10 protein-coding genes are annotated in these 11,548 nt (G+C 62.6%); 3 read left to right on the forward strand and 7 right to left on the reverse strand.

The window, feature by feature from the left end:
- Nucleotides 1-12: 12 nt before the first annotated feature.
- The 4 genes from fusA to GE253_RS01450 form a co-directional block, all read right to left on the reverse strand.
- Nucleotides 13-2,085, reverse strand: coding sequence for an elongation factor G (fusA, locus tag GE253_RS01435; protein WP_153202348.1), 2,073 nt, complete (start codon nucleotides 2,083-2,085; stop codon nucleotides 13-15).
- 30 nt (nucleotides 2,086-2,115) lie between these two features.
- Nucleotides 2,116-2,586: a 30S ribosomal protein S7 gene (rpsG, locus tag GE253_RS01440; protein ID WP_089287562.1), complete on the reverse strand. Its 471-nt coding sequence runs from the start codon at nucleotides 2,584-2,586 to the stop codon at nucleotides 2,116-2,118.
- 12 nt (nucleotides 2,587-2,598) lie between these two features.
- Nucleotides 2,599-2,970: a 30S ribosomal protein S12 gene (rpsL, locus tag GE253_RS01445; RefSeq protein WP_029013599.1), complete on the reverse strand. Its 372-nt coding sequence runs from the start codon at nucleotides 2,968-2,970 to the stop codon at nucleotides 2,599-2,601.
- Between the two features lie 424 nt (nucleotides 2,971-3,394).
- Entirely contained in the window at nucleotides 3,395-3,739 is a 345-nt protein-coding gene (locus tag GE253_RS01450) for a hypothetical protein (protein ID WP_153202349.1), read from the reverse strand.
- Nucleotides 3,740-3,913: 174 nt separating this feature from the next.
- On the opposite strand from GE253_RS01450, the gene rimO reads away from it, so the two are divergent.
- From rimO to GE253_RS01465, 3 genes are all read left to right on the forward strand, one after another.
- Entirely contained in the window at nucleotides 3,914-5,251 is a 1,338-nt protein-coding gene (rimO, locus tag GE253_RS01455) for a 30S ribosomal protein S12 methylthiotransferase RimO (protein ID WP_153202350.1), read from the forward strand.
- An 87-nt stretch (nucleotides 5,252-5,338) separates the two neighbouring features.
- Nucleotides 5,339-5,746: a DUF2306 domain-containing protein gene (locus GE253_RS01460; RefSeq protein ID WP_153202351.1), complete on the forward strand. Its 408-nt coding sequence runs from the start codon at nucleotides 5,339-5,341 to the stop codon at nucleotides 5,744-5,746.
- A 66-nt stretch (nucleotides 5,747-5,812) separates the two neighbouring features.
- Nucleotides 5,813-6,439: a TIGR02466 family protein gene (locus GE253_RS01465; protein WP_173012437.1), complete on the forward strand. Its 627-nt coding sequence runs from the start codon at nucleotides 5,813-5,815 to the stop codon at nucleotides 6,437-6,439.
- Here the strand turns inward: GE253_RS01465 and GE253_RS01470 are convergent, their stop codons facing one another.
- From GE253_RS01470 to rpoC, 3 genes are all read right to left on the reverse strand, one after another.
- Nucleotides 6,440-6,721, reverse strand: a complete 282-nt coding sequence (locus GE253_RS01470; protein ID WP_153202353.1) for a hypothetical protein — start codon at nucleotides 6,719-6,721, stop codon at nucleotides 6,440-6,442.
- 11 nt (nucleotides 6,722-6,732) lie between these two features.
- Nucleotides 6,733-7,092 (reverse strand): hypothetical protein, encoded by a 360-nt coding sequence (locus GE253_RS01475; protein WP_153202354.1) that lies wholly within the window; start codon nucleotides 7,090-7,092, stop codon nucleotides 6,733-6,735.
- 135 nt (nucleotides 7,093-7,227) lie between these two features.
- Nucleotides 7,228-11,517 (reverse strand): DNA-directed RNA polymerase subunit beta', encoded by a 4,290-nt coding sequence (gene rpoC / locus GE253_RS01480; protein ID WP_153202355.1) that lies wholly within the window; start codon nucleotides 11,515-11,517, stop codon nucleotides 7,228-7,230.
- Nucleotides 11,518-11,548 lie beyond the last annotated feature (31 nt).

The following is an 11,548-nucleotide window of genomic DNA, read 5'->3' on the forward strand; positions in this document are numbered from 1 at the left end:
GGCCGGTTGGCTTCAAGCCACCTTGGCGCGGATTCCATCGGCAATCGCCTGGGGCGCCTGCTCGTAACGGTCAAACTGCATCGTATACTGGGCACGCCCCTGGCTGACGGACCGCAGCGTGTTCACATAACCAAACATCGTCGCCAGCGGCACTGCCGCCCCGATCACATGGGCATTGCCCCGCTGATCGATTCCGGCAATCTGGCCCCGGCGGCTGTTCAGGTCACCGATAATGTCGCCCAGATATTCCTCCGGGGTCGTTACCTCGACCTTCATCACCGGTTCCAGCAACACCGGCCGCGCCCTGGCGAAGGCTTCGCGCATCGCCATCCGCGCCGCCGCCTCGAATGCCGGCAGCGAGCTGTCAACATCGTGGCAACCGGCTTCCACCAGTTCCACCCGCACATCCATGACGGGGTAACCGGCCACCGCGCCACCCGACAAGGCCGCCTCCAGACCCGCCCGGATACCGGGCAGGAACTCCTTCGGCAACTGTTCAGCCGGCACCTTATTCACCAGCGCAAAGCCGCTCCCCTTCGGGGTCGGTTCCACCACCAGCTTCAACCGGGCGAACTGTCCCGTCGCACCCAGCTGGCGCTTATGGGTGACATCCGCCTCGGCCCGCTGGGTCAGCGCCTCCCGGTAGGCCACCTTGGGCTTGCCGACAGAAGCATCCACCTTGAAGTCGCGGCGCAGACGGTCAACGATGATCTCCAGATGGAGTTCACCCATGCCGCGCAACGCCACCTGACCGCTTTCCGCATCACGACCGACGCGGAATGACGGATCCTCCGCCGCCAGCCGACCTAATGCCACCGCCATCCGGTCATGGTCCGCATCGGTGCGCGGCTCCACCACCACTTCGATCACAGGCTCGGGAAATTCCATCCGTTCCAGCAGGATCGGATGGGCAGGATCGCAGAGCGTATCGCCTGTGCTCGTCGCTTCCAGCGACGCAAAGGCGACAATGTCGCCAGCATGGGCCTCTTCGATCTCTTCCCGGCTGTTGGCGTGCATCAGCAACATGCGGCCGATGCTCTCTTCCGACTGTTTGCCGGGGTTCGCCATGACGGCCCCCTGGCGCAAGCTGCCGGAATAGATGCGGGCAAAGGTCAAGGTACCGGCAACCAGATCGTCCATCACCTTGAAGGCCAGCGCCGCGAACGGCGCCGCATCGGTGGCAGCACGACTGACAAGGGCCCCGTCCAGCCCCACGCCCTGAACAGCGGCGACATCCACCGGCGAGGGCAGATAATCCACCACGGCATCCAGCATCGGCTGAACACCCTTGTTCTTGAACGCAGAACCACACAGCACCGGCACCAGCCGCTGCGCCACCGTGCCCTTGCGGATCAACGCCCGCAGCCCGGCCTCATCGGGTTCCTGCCCCGAGAGATAGGCGTCGGTCGCCGCTTCATCCATCTCCACCGCCTGCTCGACAAGGCGGGCGCGATGCGCCTTGGCCTCTTCCAGCAGATCGGCCGGAACATCCACGGTGCGGAACCGGGCCCCCAGCATGTCATCATCCCAGACCACCGCCTTGAAGGCGATGAGGTCGATGACACCAGTAAAGCCCTGCTCCACCCCCAGCGGCAGTTGCAGCACAACCACGTTCGCGCCAAGACGCTCCCGGATCATGCTGACCGTGCCGTGGAAATCGGCGCCCGCCCTGTCCATCTTGTTGATGAAGCAGATGCGCGGCACGCGGTACTTGTCCGCCTGCCGCCACACGGTTTCCGATTGTGGCTCCACACCGGCCACGGCATCGAAAAGGGCCACCACGCCATCAAGAACACGAAAGCTGCGCTCGACCTCGATCATGAAGTCGACATGGCCCGGTGTGTCGATGATGTTGACGCGGTGATCCTTCCAGAAACAGGTCGTGGCCGCTGAGGTGATGGTGATCCCCCGCTCCCGCTCCTGCTCCATCCAGTCCATCGTGGCGGTGCCGTTATCGACCTCACCAATGCGATAGGACCGCCCCGTATAGAAGAGAACGCGCTCGGTCGTCGTGGTCTTGCCGGCATCAACATGCGCGGCAATACCAATATTCCGATAACGTTCGATGGGGTGGGAACGGGGCATTCGGGAATATCCGCCTTCAGGCTCTCGTCATTACCAACGGTAGTGCGAGAAGGCCTTGTTGGCCTCTGCCATACGGTGGGTGTCTTCGCGCTTCTTCACGGCGGTGCCGCGCTGCTGGGCAGCGTCGAGCAGTTCACCGGACAGGCGCTCGGTCATGGTGTTTTCCGAACGGTTGCGGGCAGCACCGATGATCCAGCGGATCGCCAGGGCCTGCGCACGGTCGGTACGGACTTCCACCGGAACCTGATAGGTCGCACCACCAACGCGGCGGGAACGCACTTCCAGGTACGGACGGACGTTGTTCAGGGCGTCATGGAACAGCTGCAGGGGATCCTGCTTGGCCTTCTGCTCGATACGATCGAGGGCACCATAGACGATGGACTCGGCCACCGACTTCTTGCCATCATACATCAGGCAGTTCATGAACTTGGTCAGCACGATGTCGCCAAACTTGGCGTCGGGCAGAACTTCGCGCTTATCGGCTTTACGACGACGGGACATAACTCGATCTCCTTACTTGGGCCGCTTCGCGCCGTACTTGGAACGACGCTGCTTACGGTCCTTAACGCCCTGAGTATCGAGCGTGCCGCGGATGATGTGATAACGCACACCGGGAAGATCCTTCACACGACCACCGCGGATCATGACGACCGAGTGCTCCTGGAGGTTGTGACCTTCACCGGGGATATAGCTGATGACCTCGTAGCCGTTCGTAAGACGCACGCGGGCGACCTTACGGAGTGCCGAGTTCGGCTTCTTCGGGGTGGTGGTGTAAACACGGGTGCAGACGCCACGCTTCTGCGGGCACTCCTGCAGGGCCGGCACCTTGTCCCTGGCCACCAACGGAGCCCGCGGCTTGCGGATCAACTGACTGATCGTCGGCATGAAAGCCCTTCGCTCTTGCTGTCGTCCCCGTCACCGGGGAATCGAATTCCAATCCAGGCCACGCGCAATTCCCTGATTCGGCACTCGTGACGACGGACGAAAAATACCCGCTTGCGAAACCGACGGCTCCGCGCGGGGTTGTTTCCATACGCCGTCCGAACAAGGACTCGGTTGCGGCTATCGACTGTTCCGGTTAGCGCCAGCCAGCCCCTCAGCACAGGGATCAAGCCAGGTCTGGGGGATATGCCCGGGCACCCAATGGGTACACCTTGCCTTCCCCCCCGAAATAGGTTGCGGGACTATATGGATGAGTCACGGGACCGTCAAGCACGACCCTTGGATTTCCGCCACGTTCAGCGCGCAACGGCCCCCTCCGGAGTCCGCAGGGCTGGGTGGAAGGCCGCCAGACCGCGATGAACGCCGCTCAGGCGTCCACCGTGGCATCCAAAGGGGCGTCATCGGGCAGAATATCGGCATAGAGCTCTGCCAACAGTATTTCCAGTCCCAGACTCGGCAGCGCCAGCACCCCCTCCGACCCGCGGGCGGTTTCGATCACCCAGCGGTCACCATCCCGGCGATGGATGCGAATTTCCGGCCTGTGCAGCGACGCGCTGATCTTGACGACAATCCCGGCATGAATGGACGACGCGGACGATTGTGCCACCGGCACCCCATCCACCAGCTCATAACGAAGATCATCGCCGGAATCCCAGACCGGGAATTCCTCGACGCTCATCCGTCCACCGTCGCACCGCGCTGTCTGAACCATGGGAGCCTCCCCGCAGGGCCGGTAACGTCAGGCATTCTATACCATGCCAACGCCGCTGTCCCGCCCGGCCCATGCGCCATTTGCTGCCACCGCCGGCCCGTCATGCGGCGCATGGGCTGGCGGTACGGCCTGTCTGGCCTTATATAGGCGCCTTCCCGCGAAGGACCTACCCCCATGACCAAGCCCGCCATCTCCCTTCCCGCCGCCCCCAAGGTGGGCATCGTCTCGCTCGGCTGCCCCAAGGCGCTGGTGGACAGTGAACGCATCCTGACCAAGCTGCGCTCGGAAGGGTACGAGATTTCCGGCTCCTATGACGGGGCGGATGTGGTGCTGGTCAATACCTGCGGCTTTCTGGACTCTGCCAAGGCAGAGAGCCTGGAGGCCATCGGGGAGGCTATCAAGGAGAATGGCAAGGTCATCGTCACCGGCTGCCTGGGCAAGGAAGAAAGCCTGATCCGGCGGAGCCACCCCAATGTGCTGGCCGTCACCGGCCCGCACCAATATGAGCAGGTGGTGAATGCGGTGCATGATGTGGTGCCGCCCCGCCACGATCCTTACCTGGATGTGGTGCCGCCGCAGGGTCTGCGCCTGACGCCGCGCCATTACGCGTACTTGAAGATTTCCGAGGGCTGCAACAATCGCTGCACCTTCTGCATCATCCCTTCCATCCGGGGTGATCTGGTCTCCCGTCCCGCCAACATGGTGTTGGCGGAGGCTGAAGCGCTGGTGAAGGCCGGGGTGAAGGAAATCCTGGTGGTCAGCCAGGATACGTCCGCCTATGGCATGGATACCCGCTATGCCGAGAGCAAGTGGAAGGGCCGCCAGGTCCGCGCCAAGTTCATTGATCTGGCGCGCGAGCTGGGCGATCTCGACGCCTGGATTCGCCTGCACTATGTCTATCCCTATCCGCATGTGGATGAGGTGATCGGGTTGATGGCGGACGGCAAAGTGCTGCCCTATCTGGACATCCCCTTCCAGCACGCCGCCCCAAATGTGCTGAAGGCCATGAAGCGGCCGGCGAATACCGACAAAGTGCTGGATCGGATCAAGATGTGGCGCCAGGGCTGCCCGGACCTGACGCTGCGCTCCACCTTCATCGTGGGATTCCCCGGCGAGACGGAGCAGGATTTCCAGTATCTGCTGGACTGGCTGACCGAAGCCCAGATCGACCGGCTGGGCTGCTTCAAATATGAGCCGGTGGAGGGCGCGCCCGCCAACGAAATCCCCGGTGCGGTGCCGCCGGAGGTGCAGGAGGAACGCTGGAACCGCCTGATGGCCCACCAGCAGGAAATCAGCGCTGCACGTTTCGCCGCCAAGGTTGGCCGCGAAATGGATGTGCTGATCGACGAGGTGGACGAAGATGGGGCCATCGGCCGTTCCTGGTCTGATGCGCCGGAGATCGACGGCAATGTCTTCCTGAATGGCGAGACCGATCTGAAGCCGGGTGACATGGTGCGCGTCAAGATCGAGGAATCTGACGAGTACGACCTCTGGGGCAGCCGGGTCGGCTGAGCCTTTCCTATCGATCCGTTTCCTGCTACCCCCTGGAGATAATGGCCTGTCGCAAAGCTGGCCCGAACGAATGTCACAGGGGGTACCATGGGGAATGGGGGTTGGGCGGCATTCAGCGCTGCCACACCAATTATTCAAGCACATGCAGTCCTGGCCGCTCTGGCAATTGTGCTGGGGGCGTTTCAGTTCGCCATGCCCAAGGGCACAGCACAGCATCGCGGCCTTGGCTACATTTGGGTTGCCGGCATGGGCCTGGTGGCCCTCTCTTCCTTTGCCATTCACGAGCTGCGTGTGATCGGGCCCTTCAGCCCCATTCATCTGCTGTCGATTTTTGTATTATACACGCTGGTCAAGGCGATCAGGGCGGCACGCCAGGGGCGCATCGCCCAGCATAAGCGCAGCATGATCCTGCTTTATATTCTCGGCCTGCTGATCACCGGTGGCCTCACCCTGTTGCCCGGTCGGCTGATGTACCGGGTGATGTTCGGCGGTTAAGCCCGTTTGCCTGCACGGGCAAACGCGGATTATGATGGCGGAACTTTCCGTCGGAGCCCGCCCCCCGTGCAGATCCAGCCGCTTTTCGCCACGCCCCTCGTGACTGCCAATCTAGGCAGGGGTTCCCCGATGCTCGCCAGCCTGCGGGAGATCATCCTGGCACGGGAGGTAACGGAACCCGGCGGCATCCAGCACAGCAATGATGGCGGCTGGCAATCCCACGATGATTTCATCGCCTGGACAGGGACCGCTGGTGCAGCCCTAGTGGATGGCGTCACCCAGATGATCAACCGCCTGACCACCATTGTAGAAGGTGGCAAGCTGGAAAAGCGCCCCTTGCCCTGGCGCATCAATGCCTGGGCCAATATCAACCGACGCGGCGATGGCAACATGCCGCATTATCATCCCGGTGCCGTCTGGTCAGCGGTGGTCTATGTCGATGACGGCGGAATCAATGGCGGCCAGTCTTTGGGCGGCTGTTTGGAACTGAGCGACCCGCGCGGCGCCCTGCCCATCATGTACGCCCCCACGGTGAAGGTGGATGCGCCGGGCTTCCTGTCCGCCGGTCTGGCCGAGCGGGTATGGCCGGAGACGGGGCTGATCGTGATCTTTCCATCCTGGCTGCTGCACAGCGTCGCCCCCTATCATGGCGACGGCATCCGCATTTCGGTGGCGATGAATTTCGCGCTTTAATCAGCTGTCATAGGGCCAGTCCCTGGCGGCCAGCAGCTTCTGGCCGCCGACACGCAAAGCGTCATGCAGATGCCGGATATCCTCCACTTGAGCATCCGTCAGCGCGTCCAGCTTCACGCCGCGCAGCCGGTGCAGCAGATCGGACAGCTTCTTGGCCGTGCGCACCAGGGGCGGAAATGAGGCTCCCAGCCCCAGCACCTCATCCCGGTAATCCGGGCGCAACACATTGGGATAAAGCCGGTCCATCCGGTCCAGCGCGTTGGTAAGTTGGGTGCGGTTCATCGTATTGACCGTCAGTTGCGTTCTTCCGGCACCCAGCGGGGGGGAGCTTCCCCCTCCACCGCCTTGGCTGCCTCCACCTGGGCCCGCAGGCTGCCGGCAGGGGCGACAGCGGATTGGCGGGGCGCTGCCGACGGAAGCGTATTGCGCTGAACGGGGCGTCGGGCCAACAGCCCGCGCAGCCAGAAAATATGCCCGATGGCCACCAGCGCCCCCACTGGCAGTGGGGCGAAAATCAGCAGGTTCGGATGATCTGCTGCCACGGCAGCAACACCCGGCAGGGCACGCAGGCCACTGCTGACCACGCTGGCAGCGCCGGCCCCCGCCAATGCCGCAAACAGCAACCCCAACCGACCTGACCAGACCGAAGCCATCGCCGTTGCTCCCTCTTCCCGTGACCGGGCTTATGTAGTCGGCAGCGGCATTCCTGCCAAGCCGGAACACCCCGCGCCAAAAAGAAAAGGGCCGCCTTTGTGAGGCGGCCCTTTCCAGCATGATAGAAGCGATCCTTACTCGGCTGCTTCCGGCGGCAGGGCCGGGGCATCGCCACCATCTTCCAGCGCCTGGAGCGCACGGTCGCGCTCCGCAGCGATGGCCTTCAGGCGGTTCACCACCGAACCGGTACCGGCCGGGATCAGGCGACCGACGATCACGTTCTCCTTCAGGCCTTCCAGGTTGTCACTCTTGCCCTGGACGGCCGCTTCCGTCAGGACGCGAGTGGTTTCCTGGAACGACGCGGCGGAGATGAAGGAACGGGTCTGCAAGCTGGCCTTGGTGATGCCCTGGAGAACCGGCTTGCCCGTGGCAGAACGCAGGTCCAGTTCACCTTCATCCATCCGCTTCTGCACGGCGCGGTTTTCCGCCTCGTACTCGAAGCGGTCGACCTGATCGCCGATCAGCAGCGTGGTATCGCCGGGATCCGTGACCTCAATCTTCTGCAGCATCTGGCGGACGATCACCTCGATATGCTTATCGTTGATCTTCACGCCCTGCAGACGATAGACGTCCTGGATCTCATTGATCAGGTAATTGGCCAGCGCTTCCACGCCCATGACCGACAAGATGTCGTGCGGCACCGGGCTACCGTCCATCAGGCTGTCGCCCTTCTGGACATAATCGCCCTCCTGAACGGCGATATGCTTGCCCTTCGGGATCAGGTACTCGCGCTCTTCCCCCGTCTCGTCGCTCTTCACGACGATGCGGCGCTTAGTCTTGTAGTCCTTGCCGAATTCCACCCGGCCGTCGATCTCCGCGATGATGGCGAAGTCCTTCGGACGACGGGCTTCAAACAGCTCGGCCACGCGCGGCAGACCGCCGGTGATGTCACGCGTCTTGGAGCTTTCACGCGGGATACGGGCCAGCACGTCACCGGCCCGGACCTTCGCGCCATTCTCCACCGACAGGATGGCATCGACGCTCATGAAGTAACGGGCTTCGGTGCCATTCGGCAGCGTGATCACGTTGCCGGTCTCATCGCGCAGCGTGACGCGCGGACGCAGGTCGGCACCGCGCGGCTGCTGACGCCAATCGACCACGACCTTGCTGGAAATACCCGTCGCTTCGTCCATCACCTCGCGGACAGAGACGCCTTCCACCAGATCGACATACGTGACCGTACCTTCGCGTTCGGTCAGAATCGGCAGCGTATACGGATCCCATTCCGCCAGACGGTCGCCGCGCTGGACGGAAGAACCGTCCGCCGCCAGCGCCTTGTGCAGCTTGGCACCGTAGGGCACGCGGTGCTTGGCGCGCTCACGGCCCTGCTCATCCAGCAATGCCAGTTCGCAGTTACGGCCCATCACCACCGGCACACCCTCGCTGTTCAGCACGAGGTTGCGGTTGCGGACGATCACCTTGGCGTCGAGCGTCGCTTCGATGAAGCTCTGCTCGGCACCGCGCTGCGCCGCACCACCGATGTGGAAGGTACGCATCGTCAGCTGGGTGCCCGGCTCACCGATCGACTGCGCGGCGATGACGCCGACAGCCTCACCCATGTTCACCCGCGTGCCGCGTGCCAGATCGCGGCCATAGCAGTGGGCGCACACGCCGTCCTCGGTTTCGCAGGTCAGCACGGAGCGGATATGCACCGTGTCGATGCCGGCGCGATCGATCAGTTCGATTTCCCGCTCAGTGATCAGCTCGCTGGCCGGAACGATCACATCGCCACTCAGCGGATGAACCACGTCGAAGGTCGCCGTGCGGCCCAGGATACGCTCGGACAGCGGCACAATGACGTCGCCGCCATCGATCACTGCCTTCACGGTCAGGCCGTTCTTCGTACCGCAATCCGTCTCGGTGATAATGGCGTCCTGCGCCACGTCCACCAGACGGCGGGTCAGGTAACCGGAATTCGCCGTCTTCAAGGCGGTGTCGGCCAGACCCTTACGGGCACCGTGGGTGGAGTTGAAGTACTCCAGAACCGACAGACCTTCCTTGAAGTTGGAGATGATCGGCGTCTCGATGATTTCGCCCGAAGGCTTGGCCATCAGACCGCGCATACCGGCCAGCTGCTTGATCTGGGCGGGCGAACCACGGGCACCGGAATGGGCCATCATATAGACCGAGTTCACGCCGAAGCCGGGACGCGGCTGCTCGATCACCTTCATCATGGCGCCGGCGACCTTTTCGGTCGTTTCCGACCAGACGTCGACCACCTTGTTGTATTTTTCGCCCTGGGTGATCAGACCGTCCAGATACTGCTGCTCGAACTCCTTCACGCGATCCTGGGCTTCCTTGATCAGAATCCCCTTCTCCGCCGGGATGACCATGTCATCCTTACCGAAGGAGATGCCGGCCTTGAACGCGTTGGTGAAGCCCAGGCGCATCAGCCGATCGGCGAAAATCACCGTCTCTTTCTGACCGCAATGGCGGTAGACGACGTCGATGATGTTGCCGATTTCCTTCTTGGTCAGAAGGCGGTTGATCAGCTCGAACTTGATGGCCGGATGGCGCGGCAGGATTTCCGACAGCAGCATACGGCCAGGCGTGGCCGTGACGCGGACGGTGATCGGCTTACCCTCGGCATCCACCGTGTGATAGCGCGACTGCACCTTGGAATGCAGGGTGACGACCTTGGCCGCCAGCGCGTGCTCAATCTCGCCGATGGAACCGAAGGCCATGCCTTCGCCCTTGGCACCCGGCAGTTCCATCGTGATGTAGTACAGACCCAGGATGATATCCTGCGACGGCACAATGATGGGACGGCCCGACGCGGGCGACAGGATGTTGTTGGTGGACATCATCAGGACGCGCGCTTCCAGCTGAGCCTCAAGGCTCAGCGGCACGTGCACGGCCATCTGGTCACCGTCGAAGTCGGCGTTGAACGCCGTGCAGACCAGCGGATGCAGCTGGATCGCCTTGCCTTCGATCAGGGTCGGCTCAAAGGCCTGGATGCCCAGACGGTGCAGGGTCGGCGCGCGGTTCAGCATCACCGGATGCTCGCGGATGACCTCTTCCAGGATGTCCCACACCTCGGGACGTTCCTTTTCCACCATCCGCTTGGCGGCCTTGATGGTGCTGGCCAGACCGTACAGCTCCAGCTTGGCGTAGATGAAGGGCTTGAACAGCTCAAGCGCCATCTTCTTCGGCAGGCCGCACTGGTGCAGCTTCAGCTCCGGGCCCACCACGATAACCGAACGACCGGAATAATCGACGCGCTTACCCAGCAGGTTCTGACGGAAGCGACCCTGCTTGCCCTTCAGCATGTCGCTGATGGACTTCAGCGGACGCTTGTTGGCACCGGTGATGACGCGGCCGCGGCGGCCATTGTCGAACAACGCGTCGACGGCCTCCTGCAGCATACGCTTTTCGTTACGGACAATGATGTCCGGCGCCTTCAACTCGATCAGCCGCTTCAGACGGTTGTTGCGGTTGATGACGCGGCGATAGAGATCATTCAGATCCGACGTGGCGAAACGGCCACCATCCAGCGGCACCAGCGGGCGCAGTTCCGGCGGGATGACCGGCACGACATCCAGAATCATCCATTCCGGACGCGTGGCGTTCGGATAGGTCTTATAAAGTGTGGTGCCGTCGGCGCGCTCGATCCGCTCCTTGTAGCCTTCGAAGGCCTCATAGGCGGGACCATTCTCCACCTCGACCGGCTCGCCCAGGAAGCTTTCCAGCATCTTCAGACGCTTGACCAGCTTCTTGCGCTTGGCTTCCGAGGCGGTTTCGCGCAGATCGTCGCGGCAATTGGCCTTCTCGGTGATCAGGTCGAGCGAGGACAGCATGTCCTTCAGGGCCTCGGCACCGATCTTGGCGGTGAAGGCGTCTTCGCCGAACTTGTCCTGCTTGTCGACCAGATCATCTTCGGACAGCAACTGACCCTGCTTCAGGTCGGTCAGGCCCGGCTCAATGACGACATAGTTTTCGAAATAAAGGACGCGCTCCAGATCCTTCAGCGTGTTGTCCAGCAACAGGCCGATACGGGAGGGCAGCGACTTCAGGAACCAGATATGGGCAACGGGCGAGGCCAGTTCGATATGGCCCATGCGCTCGCGGCGGACCTTCGACAGGGTCACTTCCACGCCGCACTTTTCGCAGATGATGCCGCGATATTTCATGCGCTTGTACTTACCGCACAAGCACTCGTAATCCTTGATCGGACCGAAAATGCGGGCGCAGAACAGGCCGTCGCGCTCCGGCTTGAAGGTCCGGTAATTGATCGTCTCGGGCTTCTTGATTTCGCCGAACGACCAGGAGCGGATGCGCTCCGGGCTGGCGATCGAGATGCGGATCTGGTCGAAGCTCTGCGGCCCTTGCGGCTGGCCGAAGATGTTCATCAACTCATTATTCATATGCCGTCTCCCCAGGGGGTGGGCCGGATCG

Origin of the sequence: Niveispirillum sp. SYP-B3756, from assembly GCF_009495745.1 — a bacterium.
Classification (GTDB): Bacteria; Pseudomonadota; Alphaproteobacteria; order Azospirillales; family Azospirillaceae; genus Niveispirillum.